17 protein-coding genes are annotated in these 20471 nt (G+C 45.4%); 8 read left to right on the top strand and 9 right to left on the bottom strand.

Annotated elements, in window-relative coordinates; all coding sequences use genetic code 11:
• Positions 1-49: 49 nt before the first annotated feature.
• From G3M70_16390 to G3M70_16365, 6 genes are all read right to left on the bottom strand, one after another.
• Complete coding sequence (locus G3M70_16390; protein QPJ63371.1) at positions 50-580, bottom strand: hypothetical protein; 531 nt, start codon at positions 578-580, stop codon at positions 50-52.
• 544 nt (positions 581-1124) lie between these two features.
• Positions 1125-2507, bottom strand: a complete 1383-nt coding sequence (locus G3M70_16385; protein QPJ63370.1) for a HAMP domain-containing histidine kinase — start codon at positions 2505-2507, stop codon at positions 1125-1127.
• A complete protein-coding gene (locus G3M70_16380) occupies positions 2507-3184 on the bottom strand; it encodes a response regulator transcription factor (protein QPJ63369.1) in 678 nt (225 codons plus the stop codon). Before G3M70_16380 ends, G3M70_16385 begins: the two co-directional genes overlap by 1 nt.
• A gap of 624 nt (positions 3185-3808) precedes the next feature.
• Positions 3809-4954 (bottom strand): trypsin-like serine protease, encoded by a 1146-nt coding sequence (locus G3M70_16375; GenBank protein QPJ63368.1) that lies wholly within the window; start codon positions 4952-4954, stop codon positions 3809-3811.
• A 3-nt stretch (positions 4955-4957) separates the two neighbouring features.
• Entirely contained in the window at positions 4958-5740 is a 783-nt protein-coding gene (ubiE, locus tag G3M70_16370; protein ID QPJ63367.1) for a bifunctional demethylmenaquinone methyltransferase/2-methoxy-6-polyprenyl-1,4-benzoquinol methylase UbiE, read from the bottom strand.
• Between the two features lie 108 nt (positions 5741-5848).
• Positions 5849-6271 carry an EVE domain-containing protein gene (locus G3M70_16365; protein ID QPJ63366.1) on the bottom strand — a complete coding sequence of 141 codons (423 nt, stop codon included), beginning with the start codon at positions 6269-6271 and terminating at the stop codon, positions 5849-5851.
• A gap of 225 nt (positions 6272-6496) precedes the next feature.
• Here G3M70_16365 and G3M70_16360 point away from each other — a divergent pair, with 225 nt between their 5' ends.
• From G3M70_16360 to G3M70_16335, 6 genes are all read left to right on the top strand, one after another.
• Entirely contained in the window at positions 6497-7447 is a 951-nt protein-coding gene (locus G3M70_16360; GenBank protein QPJ63365.1) for a nucleoid-structuring protein H-NS, read from the top strand.
• Positions 7448-7453: 6 nt separating this feature from the next.
• On the top strand, positions 7454-8113 hold the full coding sequence (locus G3M70_16355; protein QPJ63364.1) for a bifunctional 4-hydroxy-2-oxoglutarate aldolase/2-dehydro-3-deoxy-phosphogluconate aldolase: 660 nt from the start codon (positions 7454-7456) through the stop codon (positions 8111-8113).
• Positions 8114-8161: 48 nt separating this feature from the next.
• Positions 8162-8431, top strand: coding sequence for a hypothetical protein (locus G3M70_16350; protein QPJ63363.1), 270 nt, complete (start codon positions 8162-8164; stop codon positions 8429-8431).
• A 269-nt stretch (positions 8432-8700) separates the two neighbouring features.
• The gene (locus G3M70_16345) at positions 8701-10209 is read left to right on the top strand and encodes a GAF domain-containing sensor histidine kinase (protein ID QPJ63362.1); all 1509 of its coding nucleotides are present in this window, start codon (positions 8701-8703) and stop codon (positions 10207-10209) included.
• Between the two features lie 2 nt (positions 10210-10211).
• Positions 10212-10853: a response regulator transcription factor gene (locus G3M70_16340; protein QPJ63361.1), complete on the top strand. Its 642-nt coding sequence runs from the start codon at positions 10212-10214 to the stop codon at positions 10851-10853.
• A gap of 366 nt (positions 10854-11219) precedes the next feature.
• Entirely contained in the window at positions 11220-14681 is a 3462-nt protein-coding gene (locus G3M70_16335) for a molybdopterin-dependent oxidoreductase (protein ID QPJ63360.1), read from the top strand.
• Between the two features lie 428 nt (positions 14682-15109).
• On the opposite strand, the gene G3M70_16330 is transcribed toward G3M70_16335, so the two are convergent.
• Positions 15110-16336: an FTR1 family iron permease gene (locus G3M70_16330; protein QPJ63359.1), complete on the bottom strand. Its 1227-nt coding sequence runs from the start codon at positions 16334-16336 to the stop codon at positions 15110-15112.
• 112 nt (positions 16337-16448) lie between these two features.
• Entirely contained in the window at positions 16449-17489 is a 1041-nt protein-coding gene (locus G3M70_16325; GenBank protein ID QPJ63358.1) for a cytochrome c, read from the bottom strand.
• A 255-nt stretch (positions 17490-17744) separates the two neighbouring features.
• On the opposite strand from G3M70_16325, the gene G3M70_16320 reads away from it, so the two are divergent.
• Positions 17745-19271 (top strand): carboxypeptidase M32, encoded by a 1527-nt coding sequence (locus G3M70_16320; GenBank protein QPJ63851.1) that lies wholly within the window; start codon positions 17745-17747, stop codon positions 19269-19271.
• Between the two features lie 26 nt (positions 19272-19297).
• Positions 19298-19804, top strand: a complete 507-nt coding sequence (locus tag G3M70_16315; GenBank protein QPJ63357.1) for an SH3 domain-containing protein — start codon at positions 19298-19300, stop codon at positions 19802-19804.
• 3 nt (positions 19805-19807) lie between these two features.
• Here the strand turns inward: G3M70_16315 and thrH are convergent, their stop codons facing one another.
• Positions 19808-20419: a bifunctional phosphoserine phosphatase/homoserine phosphotransferase ThrH gene (gene thrH / locus G3M70_16310; GenBank protein QPJ63356.1), complete on the bottom strand. Its 612-nt coding sequence runs from the start codon at positions 20417-20419 to the stop codon at positions 19808-19810.
• Positions 20420-20471: the final 52 nt, after the last annotated feature.

The following is a 20471-nucleotide window of genomic DNA, read 5'->3' as shown; positions in this document are numbered from 1 at the left end:
TTATCTTTGTCCTTTTCTTTTTTAATCTGGAAATATTAATCTGCAGCCATCAGGAGTTTCCGATAGACTCTTTTTGCCGGTTGACAAACATTTTATACGCAAGTATTGCAAAAACAGTCACCCCTGACACAAAAAATGCGCCCCCTGACAACTGAGCGATCAAGCCGACCGCTTCCTTGGCTGAGTGGGTTCCGCCCATACCGGGAGCAAGCCCTCCGGCCAACAGCCAGAAAATCCCATATCCCAAACTACCCAATCCACTTAGCAGGGAAACTCCCAGTTGAATTTTGGGATGAAAATTGAGCCAGGCAACCAACAGGGAAAATGCAATGGCGATTACCCCCATGGTCTGAGAATGTAAGTGAGCTCTTTTCATATAGACCCATGCCTTATTAACCACTTTGTCTTTTTTAGTCTGTTCTCCTCCATACTTTTCCTGAAAAACCGATTCCGCTTGGGATTTCAGAAATCCCTTTACATCATCCTCACAACAACCGAATGAAAGTCCCATAGACCCACCAAACAAAATGGCGATCATGGCAATTAGAATCCCGTATTTAACATGGGTAAGCTGCATCATTTTGTCCCTCATAGGGTTAATTAATTTTTCAAATTTAAGTTATAACTGTTTGATGCGAATTTAAACGGAGTGTTACCTTTCTGTCCATCTATGACTATAGTTCTCCAATTCTGTATGGGTGTCTGATAATGTCAATTTCTTGAACTCCGGAAAACTTTGTGTGCCTGAGGGCTTGCACGCAATTTTGAAAAAAAATAATATTTGCTTCCAGAAATATTGATGGGAACCCTCAGCAGAGTTTGTGCTTCTAGTATTTCTTTAAATGGCACTTAAGAACTTCTGAATTCAGGAATTTTGAATTTCCATTTGCCAATGTTTTGACTTCCTTGAAATGCATTACTGCCTTTCGGTGTTTCCCCAATTTATCATGCCAGCGCTTCATTTTTAGATTGGGTTAAACCTGGGCTAAGATCAACGTTAAAAAATCAATTAGTAAATGGATCGTATGAGTCAACCGGGTAAATCCAATTTACCTTTCAAACCTTACGGAAAGATGACGCAAACATTACCAAAAATTAATGTTTGGGGAAGGTTGCGAAGAGGGTTAAATCGGGGAGGAGGGAAACACCAGAACAAACCGGCTTCCTGTTCCCGGATGGCTTTCCAGGTCTACCCGGCCGCCATGGGCGAGTACAATGGCATGAACCAGGCTTAACCCCAATCCTGTACCTTGTTCCGACCGGCTGGAATCACCACGGAAAAATCGCTCAAATATTTTAGATTGAATCTCAGTCGGAATCCCCACGCCTTCATCCGCTATAACAACCTGAATGGTCCCATCCGATGATTTGAGGGACACGGTGATGGTCCCCTGATTTGAATAATTCAGCGCGTTGTCTATTATATTGGCCAGCGCGCGTTGCAATTGGGTGGGATTTCCTTTCAAAAGAATGGGGGTGTCGGGTACCTCCAGCGCTATTCGAAGCCCTTTGTCTTCCGCGACCGGTTCAAATAATTCCACAGCGTTCCGGCATAAAGCGGAAAGATTCACGGTTTCCATGAATTCCACTTTCCCGATTGCTTCCAGGCGGGAAATTTCAAGCATAGTGTTGATGGTACCTACCAGTCGGTCACATTCATGAATCATAATACCCGTTACTTCTTTCATCTCTTCTGTTGTTTCCGGCTGGATCAAAACATGTTCCGCGATTCCCCGAATTCGTGTTACTGGACGTTTGAGGTCATGTGCAATGTTATCCGAAACTTCCTTTAATTCTTCAATCAAGGAAGCTATTCGATTGAGCATGGAATTGAACGCCTGCGCCAGTTGATCAATTTCCTCTGCCTTGTTTTCAATCGGGACCCGTGCCTCGAGATTATATTGGCCGATTTGCAGGGCTGTTTCCGTGACGCGCCGAACTCCACCCAGGGCATTGTGTAACACCCAGCCTCCTGTCAGACTTCCGAAAATCAACATGAAAAGCAACAAAGCGAGGAGCACGGAATCAAAGCGAACCAGCATTTTTCCACCTTCCCCCAAGTCCACTCCGGCCTGGAGGATATTACCGTCTGGCAATCTAATTGTTAGTATCCGGACGGGGGTATCCCGGCTCGGCAGGTTAATGCTGGACCATTGGGGTTCCCCACTTTGCAGGTTTTCGAATTCAGATTGAGGGGCTGGTAAATCGGACCAGGCGGTGAGATTTGATGACACCAGGTTTCTTTTGTCAGGAGTGATCAACCTGAAGAACATTTTAAGTTGGCCCTGTTCTTCACCTTCTTCCCGAAATTCTTCCCGTAGTTCCTCCAAGTCTTCATCTTCATATTCTTCTTGTAACTCCATCAAAGCATTTTGAAGGCGGTCATCTACATTTTGCAGGTAGAACTGCGAGGTGCTTTGTGTTGCCCAGAAATAAATTCCGATGGAAAAAATAATTAAAAGAACGCCGTAAAACAGCGTCAATCGAAAAACGAGCGTCTTGCCCATCAACCCCGAACCTCAAGTACGTAACCCGCTCCTCGTATCGTATGGATGAGTTTGTGTTCGAAAGGACGGTCTACTTTATCCCGTAAACGACAGATCCGGGATTCCACAACATTAGTCTGAGGATCAAAATTAAAATCCCAAACATGCTCCATAATCATAGTTTTGGATACAACCCTTCCCGTATTCCGCACAAGAAATTCCAGTAGTGCCCATTCTCCGGATTTAAGGTCCAGCAGTTTCCCATCGCGGGTAGCCTTGTGTCTGACGAGATCCAAAATTAAATTTTCCACTTTTAATTCCTGCGGTTCAGGAATTAACTTCGCCCGACGCATAAGGGACTGAATCCTCGCGACCAGTTCGGCGAAAGCAAAGGGTTTGACAAGGTAATCGTCCCCGCCTGCCATTAGCCCACGAACACGATCATCCACAGAGGCCTTGGCGCTAAGAACCAGCACAGGGGTGGCTATCCCTTTGGTACGCAGACGATGGATGAGGTCAATTCCATCCAAGCCGGGCAACATGATGTCAATGATAAGTACATCGAAAACGCTTTCCGTGGCGAGGTCCAGACCTTCATTCCCGGTCCTTACGTTTTCCACGATAAACCCTTCCTGTTGCAGTCCCTTGGTTACAAATTGGCTCAATACCTTATCGTCTTCTACAAGAAGTATTTTCATCAGGTGGATTTAAGATATATTTCTGTTTGTTGGAATACCTCGTCCGCTGGTTAGGTATCCTTCAACTATATCACTAAGGTTCCATTGCGGAATAATAAGAAACGAAAAAAACCGGCAAGCAAAAATTTCAACATTCAAATTATTATTTAGTAAACTGGAAGGGGAATCAGCGAGGTGTGGTCGTTAATTAATTATATGACTTAGAAAAATAATTTGTATTTGTCGTTAGGAAAAATCAGGTTGTGGAATAACAAAAGGGTAAGATTCCAAAAAAATCTTTGTGATGATGGGGCTGATGAGCAGAATTGAACCGCTGGCGTGAATATCAATATGAAACATATGTGAGAGTCCACAGCTTTTCAACGGGCCAATTTTTCTTTAAGGATTTCATAGGGGGTTTTCCCCCTAAATTCCCCGTGAGGCCGATGGCAGTGGTAGAAAACTTCCAATTCCTTTGCGGGCCCCTGTGATAGGTTTTGCGGAGGTAGAGGATTTTTTCATAGACCTCGTCTGGAAGCCGATGAGGGAAATTTCCGTATTCTGGCCCAGGTTTCCGATTGATCAAAACGTTCGGTGGGAGGCAATACATTCATTTTTTGTCTGGGAAAATTGGGGGTTACCTTTTTAAGAAATCATTTTTCCAATCGTGATCTTTTTCTGCTGGGCTTGGCCGTTTCGTAATATCTGGACAGGGATTTCTTCCCCAATGTTTGATTCTGCCACCATTCTTTGCAGCTCTTTTAAATCGGATACTTGCTCTCCTGCATAGCTGACAATGATATCGCCGCGCTTGAGGCCGCCCTGGTCTGCTGGAGCGCCGGTTTCGACGCTATTGACGACAACGCCTCCCTTATCAATCGCCACCTGAAAAGATTCCGCGAGCTCAGGTGTGAGTTCCTGGATACCAACACCCAGCCAACCGCGAGAGACTTCCCCCTTCTCAATTATCTCTTCAGCAATCTTCACTGCCATTTGAATGGGGATAGCAAACCCCACGCCGGCTCCAATTTCTGCGACGGCTGTATTGATACCCACGACCTGTCCGTCCAGATTGATCAAGGGGCCACCGCTGTTGCCGGGATTGATCGAAGCGTCTGTCTGAATGAAGTTCTCAAACGTGGTGATGCCCAGGTCACTGCGATGAATACCGCTGACCACGCCAACGGTAACGGTTCCCTCGAGTCCATAGGGGTTGCCGATGGCCATGACCCATTCGCCTACCTTTAAATCATCGGATCGTCCAAGTGGTGCAGGGTCAAAGCCGGTCAGAGAAAATATTTTGAGTACCGCCAAGTCGGTTTTGGGGTCGAGACCGATGATCTTGGCGTTGTATTCTTCGCCGTCAGAAAGCTTCACAAGAATTTTGTCGGTTTCTTCCACAACATGATAGTTGGTCAGGATGTAACCATTATTAGTCAGAAGAATTCCTGACCCGAGGCTCTCCATTTGATAGTGTTTTCGAAAAGTTTTGTCGAGGAAGTCCTTGAACCTGTTCAGGAAGTTTTCCCCCGGCTTCAGGTTGGAATGCGGGCTACGCTTCAGCTCTTTCAGATTGTTGATACTGATGACCGAAGGTCTGAGTTGCCGCGCGTTCCTGATAAAAGCTTTTTGCAATGAAAGCAGATCGTTGTAGTTTTTCGGTATTGTTGTGGCAAGGTGACCGGTGGAAGCGGGGATAATATCCGGAATTTTAATTTGGTAACCCTGATAGTTGATCAGCACCGAGGAAAATATCAGGAAAAAGAATGCGATCAGAACGAATTTTTTCATAATTTATTGACTGAACGGCTGATTTGATTCCGACTTGAATGCCTGGTACAAGGTCACAATTCCCAGGCTCATGTCCTTATATTCCACGCTCTCGAACCCCGCTGCAAGCAGTTTCTCCCTTAGTGCATTTCTAACAGGAAACGTTTCTACCGAGTCAGGCAGGTATTGATAAGCATCAGGTTGTCCTGATATCAGGCCACCAAGCAATGGAAGTATTTTCTTAAAGTATAACTTATAGCCAAAGCAAAGAATACGGGAGCGGGGCAGGGAAAATTCAAGAATAATCGCCCGTCCACCAGGTTTCAGTACTCGAGCCATTTCAGTTAGACCCCGGTCAAGATCTGCATAATTTCGGACACCAAAAGCAACGGTGAGTCCGTCGAATTGTGAGTCTGATATCGGAATGGACTCCGCTGCACCCGCTGCCAGAGCAATTTGGGTTGGCGTGGCGGCTGTTGCTGACAGCTTGTCCTTGGCGAGGGCTAGCATAGCTGGGCTGAAATCCAGGCCGATCAGCCTGTTGAGGTGGCCCCTGGTCTGGTGGAGGATTTCGAGAGCTACATCCGCTGTTCCCGTGGCCAGATCCAGAATAGATTCTCCCTCAACTGGTGCCAGCTTTCGGACCATTTTCCGCCGCCATCTTATATCCATCCCGCCGCTGAGCAATCGATTCAGGAGATCATAACGGTGGGCAATGGAGTTGAACATCCACTGGATATTGTGGGCCTTTTGGCTGACAATCTGGTTAGCGCTGATCAGCTCAGGTTTCTCTGCATTTTTTTTCATGTGCCAATGCTATTATTTTTGAGTAGAAGTTTAAAAAATCTTTTAAATAATGTATTTATGAGAGTTTTGTTAATCCTTTTTATCAGCATAGAAAAGGTGCTTCAGGGTTTATATATCCTTAATTGTTGTGTTCCCCATCCCAAGGATGATTTTAAATTCCTCTGCAGTCATGGGCATCACAGAAAGCCGTGACTGTTTTACAAGAGCGATTTCACCGAGTTTCTTGTTTCCCTTGATGTCGTCCAGAGTTACTGGTGTTTTCATAGATTTAACCGGTTTGAGGTCTACCACCACCCAGCGATCATCATCTGTTGTGGGGTCCTGATAGGCCTCACGGGTGATTTTAGCGATCCCCTTGATTTCTTTCCCCACCACACTGTGGTAGAAAAACACCAGATCCCCTTTTTTCATTGCCGAAAGGTTGTTTCGGGCCTGATAGTTGCGGACCCCATCCCAATAAGTGGATTTATCTTTTAAAAACTCCTCCCAACTGTATTTACTGGGTTCCTGCTTGACGAGCCAGAAGTTCACGCTGCACCTCATTCCCTATAAATTTGATAAATTTTGTTTAAATCTATTTAAAAAGAACTTTAATTAGAAGTGATCGGTTTCAGACTTTATTGACATATTAATACCCTTTTCATTATCTAATTGACTGAAACTCAATCACTTTCTATAATCGACTCCCTCATCAATAAATGACATTAGAAGAATTCGCCCGGAAATTTGTGTGGCGAATAAGGGAGACTTTAAGACATGTACCGCCCTGAGATCAAGGTTTTGGATTGTACCATCCGTGATGGTGGATTAATGAATGATCATCAGTTCTCCCCTGAACTGGTAAGAAATGTATATAAAGCTGCAAGTGAAGCCGGGATCGACTATGTCGAACTGGGTTATAAGGCCGACGAGTCTCAGTTTGACCGGTCCAAATTTGGCGCCATGAAGTTTTGCAAGGAAGAAGACCTTAAGGATGCCATTATTGGGGTTGAGAATGGCGCCAAATTGTCCGTGATGGTGGATATTGGACGGGTGGACCCAGAGGACATTCCTCCGAAAAGTGAGAGTGTTGTGACCATGATGCGGGTTGCATCCTATGTAAAGGATATAGACAAGGCGATTGATTTGGTCAACCAGATTCACGACAAGGGGTATGAAACAACGGTAAACGTTATGGCAGTTTCCCATGCACGTGAACGCGAACTGGATGAAGCTCTGATTCAACTTGAGAAAGAATGTGCGACAGATGTGGTTTATCTGGTGGACAGTTTTGGGGCGTTGTATTCAGAACAGATCGCTTACATGGCCAAAAAGTACAAGTCGTTGATGCCTTCCAAGGAAATCGGAATTCATGCCCATAACAACCAGCAACTGGCATTTGCGAACACTATTGAAGCCATCATCAATAATATTAATTACCTGGACGCCACGATTTTTGGAATTGGTCGGGCCGCAGGAAATTGCCCGATGGAACTGTTGCTGGGGTTTCTTAAAAACCCCAAGTTTGATTTGAGTCCGGTCCTGGAATTGATTGGCTCTGATTTCCTCAAAATGCAAAAGGAGATCGAATGGGGTTACACCATTCCTTATGCTGTTACTGGAATTCTGGACCTTCATCCAAGAGCTGGAATGGCACATCTCAAAACAGAGGAGCGGGACGATTTTCGTTCTTTCTACGAAAAGCTGCTCAACGAAGCCAACGTTTAATTAACCATGTCCGGGCAGGTTTTTAATCTGAATTCATTTTTATCCTGCCCTGTCATGGGGATCCTGCGCGGTATTTCTCTAGAGCAGACCGAGCCTGTTCTAGAGGCGGCGCACAATGCAGGACTCCGGTACGTTGAGGTGACACTCAACACTCCCGATGCCTTTACTATAATAAAAAATGCGTCCCGCACTTTTGCGGGACGTTTTACTTTTGGAGCGGGGACGGTTCTTTCCGTTGATGAGGCTCGGCAAGCCCTGGATTCCGGTGCTACTTTTTTAGTGAGTCCAACCTTAAATGAAACTGTAGCTGCATTTTGTGCGAAAGAGAAGGTTGCGTATTTCCCCGGAGCCTTCACTCCAACTGAAATTGAACGTGCATGGAATGCGAGTGCCGCTATGGTCAAGGTATTTCCAGCTTCCCAATTGGGCCCAGGTTATTTTAAGGAAATAAAAGGACCTTTTTCAGATATTAAAATGATGGCAGTTGGGGGTGTGCGGGCGGGAAACGCTCATGAATACTTGAAATCAGGTGCCAAAGCAGTAGCTGTTGGCGGTTCTATATTTTCCAGAGAACGACTGGCGTCGGGAGATACAGCATCGATCCAAAAAGATCTTCAAGAGATTTTATTTGCAGTCCGGGGATTTTTCACTAAAATGTCATCGTGACCCGATTGGGGTTCTTCTCACCTGCCGATCCAAGGAGATCTCGTTGTTATGGCTTTTGACTTTATGAAAGACCTCATCTTCTGGGAAGATGAAGAAAGGTTTCTCCGTCTTTGCGAAAACCTGGATGCTGTCATTCAGGATGCCCGTTCTGAAGCGGGAGAAAACGAAATGACCGAATTGGAAGTAATGCAGGCTCTCGATCATATTGGATTTAATTTGTTCCGGGACAACTGGGAAGAATTCAAGAAGATGAATTTTGACAGAGACCTGGGAACCTACAGCTCAAATTCAAAAGACCGATCCTCCCACCTTCATTAATCGCGTTCGGCTGTAGTTAAGTAAATCCCACTCACTATATGTCCTCCCGGACTTAATGATTTGTTGACAACGGGTCAGTAGCGATATCCCCATATTCGGATATTCCTACGGCTTAATTAATCCGTATTTTCGAGTCCTTTTGCTGCTGGTTGTATCCTACATTTAAGCTATGATAATTTTTTCATTAGTCACTATTAATACTTAAACTAATTGAGATCATGGGGAAATCGCAAAACCAAATTTGGGGCTTTCTTGTATTAAGTTTAGGAATGGCTTTTACATTCCTTTATCTGGACATGTTGTTGCCTTTGGGGATTGCCGGGGGTATGCCCTATATAGCCTTGATATTGGTCGGTATGTGGGCCATTTCAAGAAAGTTGATTTTTTTCAATGCTATTTTAGGATCCGTCTTTACCATTGCGGGTTTTTTCCTGTCTCCATTTAATACTGATGAAACCGTTGCGGCTTTTAACCGCGGTTTGACTGTTGCCACTCTTTGGCTCACGGTCTATTTTTCTTTAATGAATTTGCGCCTTCTGGAAGAGAAGGAACGTAGCGATTTATTGGAAAAAGCCAATAAACAGATTGAGGAGGAGTCTGGTTATGTTGAGTTAAGCCGGGATATCGCCTTGTTTACGAATCTGTCCCGTTCCCTGGGTGAGGCAATTGAATACAGTTTACGAAAAATTTGCAATTTTACCGGTTGGCCTGTCGGGCATTTATTTTTAATCGGTGAAGACAATAAGACTCTTTATCCCGCAGGAATCTGGTACCTGGAAAATGAAAAAAAGTTCAAAAACTTCCAGGAGGTTACCAAAAAAAGCAGGCTGGAGCCTGGAGAAGGTTTACCGGGTCGTGTGATGGCGGATGGAAAATCACATTTCATATTCGACTTGCAGTCCGACTTGAATTTTCCAAGGGCAGGGAAACCGGATCAAATTGAAGTGGCTTCAGGTTTGGGGTTTCCTATTATGATTGGTGATAGAACAGTGGGGGTTATGGAGTTCTTTTCTTCCGATCATGTCAAGCCCAGTGAAAGATTAATGGAGGTAATGGATAGTATCGGTGTTTTGCTGGGCCGTATTCTTGAGAGGACCCGTGCTGAGGAAGCCAAGGAAAAGCATAATATTCACTTGCGCCAGCTCTATAAAAGACTCGATTCAATTCGTGAAGAGGAAAGCAGGAGAATGGCCAGGGAGGTGCATGACAACCTTGGGCAGGTGTTGACAAGTTTGAAAATTGAGCTGTCTTTGTTGGAAAACATACTTCCGGAAAAAAAACCAGCGGTGGATGACAGCATTAAAATGATGTTTAACCTGATTGAAAAGAATATTGAGGTTGTGAGAAAGATTTCAAGGGAGCTCAGGCCGCCCGTATTGGATTCATTGGGTATCGTGGAGGCAATAAATTGGCAGGGAACCACGTTCCAGGAGAAAACGGGTGTTAAGTTCTTCTTAACAGACAAAACTTCAAAATGTAATCTCGATATAAAACGTTCGACAACTATATTTAGAATTTTTCAGGAATGTTTAACCAATATTGTGAGGCACGCTGAAGCCAGTGAGGTCCATGTCGACTTTTATGAGGATAGTGAAAGTGTGATTATGCAAGTTCGTGACAATGGGCAGGGGATAAATGGGCATGAGGTGAATAGCATTACGTCGCTGGGGTTACTGGGAATGAAGGAGAGGGCGGAAATTTGGGGCGGAGATTTTACTGTATTCGGGGGAAGTAGTCAGGGGACAACAGTGAAAATTAAAATTCCAAAAGGAAGCTGACAATGAATAATGACAAGGCAATTCGCATAATGATTGCAGACGATCATCCGATTTTCCGACAAGGGTTACTTAGGGCTTTTTCAGGAGACAATGATTTAAATGTGGTCGCAGAGGCTGTTAATGGCCGGGAAATTTTGGAAAAGGCAAAAGAATCGAAAATTGATGTCGTTCTCCTGGATGTAACTATGGAAGGAGAGTGGAGTCTTGATTACCTGAAGGAATTATTAAGTCATTTTCCAAGAATTGGGGTAGTTGTCCTTAGCGTGTACCCGGAAGAGCATTTTGCCGCGCGTTATGTAAAAGCAGGGGCCTCGGGATACCTTACCAAGGAATCTTCTTTGGAGACTATAAAAGAAGCTATTCGAAAAGTGGCCTCCGGTGGCAGGTACTTTAGTATCGACTTTTTGGAGAAAATGGCATTTAACTCATCGGGTAACAATAAACCGCCCCATGAATTGCTTTCAGATAGGGAATTTCAGGTATTTCGCCTCCTTGTTGCGGGGCATTCACTGACAGCTATTGCCAAATCATTGTTTGTGAGTGTGAAGACCGTCAGTGCTCATCGAAGTCATATAATTCAAAAAATGAATATGGAGTCGAATTCTCAACTGGTTCAATACGCTGTATTGAATAAATTAATTTGAGCTGTATTTTTTTATTTATATCCCGCTATTTTGTTTTTTTAAGATTCATGAAATCTGGGCGCGAGTCGGAAAAACACCCACTGCTTTGATGAGATAATTTTTCAAAAATTTTAGGGAAAATTTTATTTGAATTTAGGATTTCCCCGATATTTCCTTCCTGTAATTTTAGATACTCTCTCGCACAAGTGCAAAAGGCCTGAAATAGGTCTTGTTTCCTTGAGGTTCAGGGAAATGGACTTGGTTGGATTTGTCACTGGTTGAGGTTCCACGATTAGGTAGGCAGTGGCGGTCTTTGGGGAGGGTTGGGTGGTCAAGCTGCTCAATCTTCAAAAATTTCCTCTCTACAATTTTTAAAGGAGATGGTCTATGAGGTTGAATCGCAGGAAGTTCCTGCAGGTCAGTGCTGGCGTCGCTACGGCGATGGCACTTTCTAGTAAGAGAGTTGGAGCACAGTTAAAGCCGGTTGTTAAGGTAGGTAATCCCCTCGAATCCTATCCGGATCGTCGCTGGGAAGAAGTCTATCGTGACCAGTATAAGTATGAACGTTCATTCACGTACTGCTGTTCTCCTAATGACACCCATCAGTGTCGTGTTCGTGGATTCGTCCGTAACGGCATTTTGATGCGTATTGAGCAGAACTACGATCATCATAAAATTCTTGACCTGTATGGTAACCAGTCAGACGCTGCCTGGAACCCACGCATGTGTCTGCGCGGCATGACCTTCCCTCGCCGCGTTTACGGTCCTTATCGGAATAAGTACCCGATGATTCGCGTTGGCTGGAAACAGTGGGCGGATGACGGGTTTCCTTATCTCGACAAAGAAAACCGTGAAAAGTATAAGTTCACCAGCCGGGGAACGGACGAGTTTGTTCGTATGACCTGGGATCAGACCTTCACTTATCTGGCTAAGGGGCACATTGCGGTAGGTAAAGCCTACTCCGGTCCTCGTGGTGCCCAGCGCCTGAAAAACGAAGGTTATCAGCCAGAAATGATCGAAGCCATGGGCGGTTCCGGTTCACGCGTTATGAAATACCGCGGTGGTATGGGAATGGCCGGTGTTGTTGGTAAATATGGTCTTTACCGAGTTGCCAACATGGTGGTTTTGATCGATGCTATCGTGCGTGGCCGTGGTCCTGGTCATGTTTTGGGTGGTCGTGCGTGGTCCAACTACACCTGGCATGGTGATCAGGCTCCGGGGCATTCCTGGGTGCATGGTATGCAGACTTCTGACATCGACTTCGCTGATCATCGTTATGCGAAGCTGACCATTCAGTGGGGTAAAAACCTCATTGAAAACAAGATGCCGGAAGCGCATTGGTACACTGAAATCATGGAACGTGGTGGTACGCTGGTTTCTATTGCGCCGGAGTACAATCCTCCTGCGACGAAGGCTGATTACTGGATTCCGGTTCGCGCTGGTCTTTCAGATATCGCCATTTTCCTTGGTACGGCCAAAATCATCATGGACGAAGGGTTGACGGATATTCCTTACATCAAGGATTACACCGATATGCCTCTTCTGGTACGTACCGATAACCTGACGCGCTTGCATCCGGATGATTTTATTCCCGGTTATAAGCCTCAGCCGCTTCCGAAAGATGGCTTCACCACCAAGTGGATGAAGAACTTCAATCGGGACAAAATGCCGGACTTTGTTGTCTGGGATACCAACACCGACAAGCCTGTAGCGATCACTCGCGAAGACATCGGTGCGAAAATGCGTAAAAAGAACATCGATCCAGCTCTGGACGGTGTTTATGATATTAAGCTTGTAAATGGCAAGACCATCACGGCTATGCCTCTGTACGAAATGTACAAGATCCATCTGAAGGACTACGATCTGGATACCACTCATCAGATTTCTCATGCTCCTAAGGATCTCGTTGTTCGTCTGGCGCGTGACATGGGTACGATTCTCCCCGTTGAGATCCACTACGGTGAGGGTATCAATCACTACTTCCATGCCACCATGCATAACCGCGCATCCTATGTTCCGCTGTTGTTGACCGGTAACGTAGGTCCGAAGGGTTCCGGTTCTCATACCTGGTCCGGAAACTACAAAGCTGGTAACTACCAGGGTTCTCACTGGTCAGGTCCTGGCTTTGCGGCGATGGTTGCTGAAGATCCTTTCAACCCGATCACTGATCCAGCCAAAAATGTCGACTGGGCCAATGTTAAGGGGTACATGAAGGGTGAAGAAGTCAGCTACTGGGCGCATCGTGATAAAGCTCTTATCGTTAATACCCCACGGTATGGACGTAAGGTTTTCACGGGTCGTTCCCATATGCCGACTCCGACCAAGTTGATGTGGTTTGTAAACGTTAACGTAATCAACAATGCGAAGTGGTTTTATGAATTAATTTTTAATACCAATAACAGCATTGACATGATCATAGCTCAGGACATCGAGTTCACGGGTTCTTGTGAGTACTCAGACATCGTACTTGCGCCGAACTCCTGGGCTGAGTTTGAGAGTTATGAGATTACGTCTTCTTGTTCTAATCCGTTCCATCAGATTTGGGGTGGTACCGGTATTAAGCCTGTTTTCGACACCATTGACGATAACCTGATTCATCGGGAATTCGCTCTGAGACTGTCAGAGGTTACAGGTGACAGGCGTTTTGCGGATTACATGAAGATTTATGAAGGTAAAGCTCCCACTCGGACGAAAGCAATGATTCGTCGGTTGTTCACCACGTCGACCACGGGTATGGGCTACAACATCGATGACATCATCAACGGCAAGTATGGTGAGCCGGGTGCATGTCTGATGCTGTTCAGAACTTATCCGCGTTCTCCGTTCTGGGAGATGTTTACCGAGTCTAAACCTTACTACACACCAAACGGACGTATCCAGTTCTACAATGATGAGCCGGAAGCGATCGAATTTGGTGAGAACTTTGTTGTTCATAGGGAAGGTCCGGAAGCAACGCCTTACCTGCCGAACGTTATCGTGTCCACCAATCCCTACATCCGTCCTGATGACTACGGAATTCCGGAAGACGAGCAAGATCCGGATCTGCGTCACGTGCGGAATATCAAGAAGCCATGGTCTTCAGTACGTACGACCAAAAACTTCTTGTGGGAAAAGGGATATCGTTTTTACTGCGTAACTCCGAAGTCCAGACATACCGCTCATTCGTCCTGGGCGACGACTGACTGGAACATGATCTGGAACAACAACTTTGGTGATCCATATCGCATGGACAAACGGTCTCCTGGTGTGGGTGAATGGCAAGTTCATATGAACCCATTCCTTTGTAAGGATCTGGGTATCAATGATGGTGACTATATCTACTGTGACGCTAATCCGGCTGATCGTCCTTATATGGGTTGGAAACCTTCCGATCCTCGTTATAAGGTTGGTCGCCTGATGTTGCGTGCGAAGTACAACCCTGCGTATCCGTATCACACCACGATGATGAAACATGCAACGTGGGCCGGTACAGAGCGTACGGTTAAGGCTCATGAAGAGCGGCCAGACGGACGTGCAATGTCCATGACCACTCCTTATCAGTCTAACTTCCGTTACGGTGGTCAGCAGTCCATCACCCGGTCTTGGTTGATGCCGATGCATCAGACTGACAGTCTGTTCCATAAGGCAAAATCCAAGATGAAGTTCAAGCATGGTTACGAGGCAGACAACCACGCTGTTAACGCCACGCCGAAGGAAACTTTGGTTAAATTCTCCAAGGCGGAAGACGGTGGTCTGCACGGTAAGGGGCTTTGGGAGCCAGTCCGAACGGGCTACACTCCTGAGTCTCCGCTGAAAGACCGTTTTGCTGAAATGTATCTCGCGGGACAATACGTACGCACTAAGATATAAAGGCAAAGTATTGCGGGGTCCTTTAAGGGCCCCGCAATATTTTCGTTTTTAAGATATTTTTTTTTTTCTCTATATTTTTTCTTAATTCTTGATCCCTCAAAAATTCAAAGGACTGTTTCCAGTTAAGAAGCCTGTGGTTTTACTTTTCCTTCAAGTTTGGAAAGGGGGGGGTAATTCCTATTGCTATTATGTAGGCGACAAGAAGAATGACTTGTCCAATGAGGGTTTCGACTGTGGCGTTTATTCCAAGGTCTTAGGATTCGGGCGTCCAACTGGCTGGAGTGGTTGAGAGGGCGTTCCCTATCGGGTGATCATGTCAATCCCTTGGCCATGAAAGTAAAGGCCATGAAGGCAAGTAGAGTACAGGTTGACCTGGATTCAAATCCCTGAATGTTTGATCCCTCAAGAATTCAAAGAATTGATTTCAATTAGGAAGTCTGTGGTTTTACTTTTCCTTCAAGTTTGGAACGGAGGGTGATTGCTATTGCTATTATGTAGGCTACAAGGAGAATGACCTGTCCAATGAAGGTTTCGATTGTGGCGTACATCCCTAGTTCGGCAAATTCGGGCGCCCAGGTGACTGGTGTGATTGAGAGAGCGTTCCCCATCTGTAGTTCATGCAATCCCTTGCCCATGAACATAAAAGCCATGAAGGCAAGTAGAGCACTGGTGGCAATAAAGAACCATTTGACCGGGATTCGAATTCCCATTTTATAAATCAGGAAATAGACGATTACCAACACCAGGCAGCCGAAAAGAAAACCGGGCAGGATGCCGCTGGCCGATTCACCAGCCTGGATGAACAACGCCTTGTAAAAAAGTACCGTTTCAAATCCTTCCCTGTAAACCGAAATAAACGCCACCATGCCTAAGGTGAATGTGTTCCCAGTTCCAATTGCATCTTTCATTTTACCGGATATGTAAGCCTGCCATTTTGAGGCTTCAACTTTTGAAACCAGCCAATAACTCACCCAGAACAGCATGACGACAGCTAGCAACATTATCCATCCTTCCATCACTTCCCGGCTGGCGGCTCCCATTTCAAACACTGTTTCCAGTAACCATGCGGTAAAGAGGCTGGCGACCACCGCCAGGACCACGCCAATCCAGATGTGCCGGACCTTGTCCTGATTTTTTGATTTGATGAGGAAGGTGATGAGGGCGGCAAGGATCAATATGGCTTCAAAACCTTCGCGAACGATGATTCCGAAAGAATTGATGAACTGACTTTCGAATCCCATTTTTTCTTCGAGCAGGGGAAGGGCTTTTTTTAACCCAGCATTGAGCTCAGCGATAATGGTATTGACCTTTTCGAGGGGAGCATCGCTTTTGATTTGTCCCTGCAACTTGCCGAAGGTCTGTTCTAACCCTTTTCCCAATTCTTTATCCTTGTTGATCAGTGCGGGTTCTATTCCCTCATAAACGAGATAGGCGTCCATGGCGGCAAGTCTTGCCGTTGAACTGTCCTTGTCTTTATAGGCAGTCTGGGTTTCGGTAAGAATAGTCTGGATTTCCTGGACTATCTGGGCGGGTGTTTGCTCTGTTGATTCAGTTGAATCTTCTGCATAAGCCAGGCTTTGAACAAGAAGAAGACTGACGAATATGGATGCTTTAAGGATGCGTTTTAAAAACATGACTTGTAATAAAAAAGGCACCCGTCAGTGCCGTTCAATGATGAGTTGGCGCCTGAAATTAATTCAAAAGAGTAATTTCAGGGACCGATTACAATGTGAGAATACTGTAACCGGCCCCCTTAAACAATACTCTTTATTGCAACAGGGGCAGGGCGCTTTTTAAATCCAGATTGATTTTGTTTATGGTCGTTTCAATATCCTGATAGGGAGCTTTCTTTTTCATTTGTGTTTGTAATTCACCGAAGGTGCGCTCAATACCCTTTCCAACTTTTCTATTTTTTTCGAGCAAAACTTGTTCAACTGGTTCAAAAACAAGATAAGCATCAATTACGGCCAGTCTTGCCGGACGGACTTTTTCCTTCTCATAAGCTGAACGTGATTTTTCTAGCAGGTTTTTTATTTCCTCCAGAACCTTTTCAGGGTTTTCACCTGTTGCACCTGAATTTTCTGTTGCGGCCGCTTTTTGGATAGCGGGTAATTTGACCAGTTTATTGGAAAAGGTTCTAACGAAAAAAGTTACATCCCATCTTTCTTCTTCACTTAAAGTATCCGCCCAGCCCTGCATGGCAGTGTTGGCTATGCCCACCGAGATGATCTGGAAATTGTCATACGGATCGGTAATGCCATCTCCTGTCAGCTGAGGGTCAGCGAGCCGGGCCGGTGCCGGTTCCAGGCCTTTTGCCTTGGGACCATCCCCCTGACCGGTTGGGCCGTGGCAGACGACACAGTTCTTTTGATATATGGTTTTCCCCTTTGCCAGTGATACGGGCTTTCTCGGCGACTTAAAAATTGTTAGCCCGAACTGTTTTACCAGACCCGCATTCAGGTTTTGAACGGCTTTTGATATTTGAGCCGGATCCTTTTTGGATGCAATTATTTTGGATAGGGATTTGAACTTTGCTGCCAACTTCGAAGCTGACTTTATATCCTGACCCTTCTCTGAAATTCCCTGATACCGCTCTTCTGACTGAGCTAGGAATACCTGACTTTCTCCATACTCGTCCGCATTGATGATTTTTCCATCCTTAACTCCCTCGTGATACTCTTTATTGACGATGTTCAACATCATCACAATTTTTTCAGCTTGTTCTTTAATATCAGAAGCAAACGCTGTATTTGGGAGAAAAAGGACAAGAAGTAAGGGTAAGGACCGGACGAAAAAAGGGAATTTCATAAAATTAAGTTTTTTTGAAAGGTTAAAGATGTTCCCTTTGTTTTTAATGAACAGGGAACGGCTATTAATTGAGAACCATTTTCAATATATCGTGAGGGGCATAAAAGGTCAATGGATAACCCGTACTGGAAAAAAAATTACTACACCATTTTTTCCTATTAGTCAGAATTTGGGAATGTTACAAATGATAGTGAGCATAGTTTGGCCTTTGAGGTGGGTTTAGGTACAATTTTGTTATTAACTTGATGTGGGGTTATTTTGAAAAATAACGTTCGGGATGTTTACGACTCCCTCGAAGAAAAATTACAGGATAAAAGCAGAGTTGGCGCTGTGATGGGTATTTTGCACTGGGATCAGGAGGTGATCATGCCTAAGGGCGGTGCTAATTCCCGGGCTCGTCAAATGGCAACTCTTGCCTCAATTCTTCATGAAAAGTCCACTGACTCTGAACTTGAAGGAATGTTGGACCAGTTGCTGGAATGTCCGGAAGCCCAGTTCAATGAATACGAGTGGCGAAACATTCTGGAAGCAAAGCGGGATTATGACCTGGAGACCAAAGTACCGGGTCGATTGGTAAAAGAGATAGCAGAGCTCAGTTCCAAAGGGCATTCCATATGGGCTAAAGCCCGGGAGGAAAACAGATTCCAGGATTTTGCTCCCACACTGAAGCGCCTGATCGAGTTAAAAAAGGAATGGGCTGCCTGTGTGGCACCTGAAAAGCACCCCTATGATGCCAATATCGACCTGTTTGAACGCGATGCCACCATTGCAACCATTTTGCCTGTTTTTGAAAAACTGAAAGAGGAATTGATTCCCCTGGTTCAAGCAATTGCCGAAAGTGGAAAAGAAGTGGATACCAGTATTCTCACAGGCAAATTCCCACTTGATAGGCAGGAAGCCCTGGGTCGGAAAATCAGTGAAGACATGGGGTTTTCTTTTGATCAGGGGAGGATGGATGTTTCCGTTCACCCGTTTTCCGGTGGAGGCGATTTCACAGATGTCCGGATCACCACCCGTTACGGGGAGGATAACTTTGTGGAATCGCTGTACGCTGTGATCCACGAAACAGGACATGGACTTTATGAACAGGGGAGGATGCAGGACTGGCCGGATCTCCCGGTTTCCGAGTCTTTGACCATGGGGGTTCATGAATCCCAATCTCTTTTCTGGGAAAGAATGATCGCACAGGGGCGGCCATTTTTAAAATATTATCTGCCGCTGTTTACGGAAACCTTTCCTGAGCAAATGAACGGAGCGAGTGTTGACAACCTGTACGCAGCGATCAATAAGGTTTCCCCCTCCTTTATCCGTGTTGAAGCTGATGAGGTGACTTATCCCCTCCACGTTATACTCAGGTTTGAAGTAGAGAGGGGGATTTTTGATGGGTCGATTCAGGTGGATGACCTTCCCCAGGTTTGGAATCAAAAAATGAAAGAATATCTGGGCCTGACCCCGGAGACAGATGCCGAAGGAGTGTTGCAGGATGTCCATTGGAGCGGCGGGGCTTTTGGTTATTTCCCAAGTTATACATTAGGAGCCATGTATGCCTGCCAGTATTTTCAAGCTCTCAAACGGGATATTCCGAATATTGAGGAACAAGTTAGCCAGGGAAAATTGCAGCCGGTTAAGGAATGGCTGAATCAAAATATCCACAGAAGGGGCAGGCTTTATTCTGCAGAAGGACTTTGCGAAAAGGTGACTGGTGAGCCACTCAACCCGGAGCACTTCATCAGTTATCTAAAAAATAAATACGGGGAGCTTTACGAAATCAGTTTTTCCTAGCTTAAAAATTTTGAAGAGACAGAACCATGGTTTCTGGAAAGATGAAAACGGGTCGGGATGCGGAGGTCTGCTCTGTATGCCATACAGTGATACGTCCCTCCAGCATTTTTTGTGAAGGTTGCGGGCCACCAAAACTTCCACCTGAGGAAGTTAATGAGGGTATCGGGCCCTGGCAGACATTTTTCAGGGTAATGGTTGTAGTTCTGATTTTTTCCGGTTTGGTTTTTTATAAATACAAACCGGAAAGCTTTTCGAGTTTCGACACACTGGTCACCGAAATAAAATCCACTATCCCTGTGTTAAAAGAAGAGCTACCTGTTGCTGACGAGCCAGATTTCAAACTTGTGCACATGGTCAATGTTGATCGTGCAAATGTCCGGGCCAGGGCAACCTCCAATAGCCCGGTCATAGGGGTGTTGAACAAGGGGCAGGTTGTGAAGATGATAAGAAAAACAGATACCTGGTGCGAAATTCAACTAGACAAAAGAACAGGTTGGATAGCCACCCGGTTGCTCGATTCCAAAGTCGAGTGACCCTTATTTAAGAATTCCTTCCCTGACTTTCAGAAAAGCAGCTTTTAATTCGTCATAATTTTGTGTGACTGGAAATTGAGGAAACTCTTCCGTGATACTTGCCGGAGGCTTGAAGAAAATACCGCCTTCAGCCTGTTTCAGCATTCCCGTGTCGTTGTATGAATCGCCCGCGGCTATGGCTTGGAAATTCAGGCTCTGAAAAGCTTTCACCGCCTTGGTTTTTCCATCATTCTGTCGAAGCTTGTAATCTGCAATCCTTCCGTTGCTGTCAATAACCAGAGAATTACAAAACAAAGTTGGATAATCGAGTTGTGCCATGAGGGGGCCGGCAAATTGGTAAAACGTGTCCGACAGGATAATTACCTGAAATTCGGATTTCAGCCAATCCAGAAATTGCCTGGCACCCTGCATGGGTTCCATGGAACCGATTACTTTTTCAATATCCGGTAGCTTGAGGTTATTGTCATCGAGAATCTTGAGGCGCCCACGCATCAATTCGTCGTAGTCGGGAATATCCCGAGTGGTCAGGCGTAATTTTTCTATTCCGGTTTTTTCTGCAAATGCAATCCAGATTTCAGGGATCAATACCCCTTCAAGGTCAAGGCAAGCCAGCATGTTTCAGTTCCTCAGGTTTAAGTTTGGGAGAATATTATAGTGAAGGGAGATG

Source organism: Candidatus Nitronauta litoralis, from assembly GCA_015698285.1.
Taxonomy (GTDB): domain Bacteria; phylum Nitrospinota; class Nitrospinia; order Nitrospinales; family Nitrospinaceae; genus Nitronauta; species Nitronauta litoralis.
The sequence above is the reverse complement of the archived record's forward strand: the minus strand, read 5'-3'. Positions and strand labels throughout refer to the sequence as shown.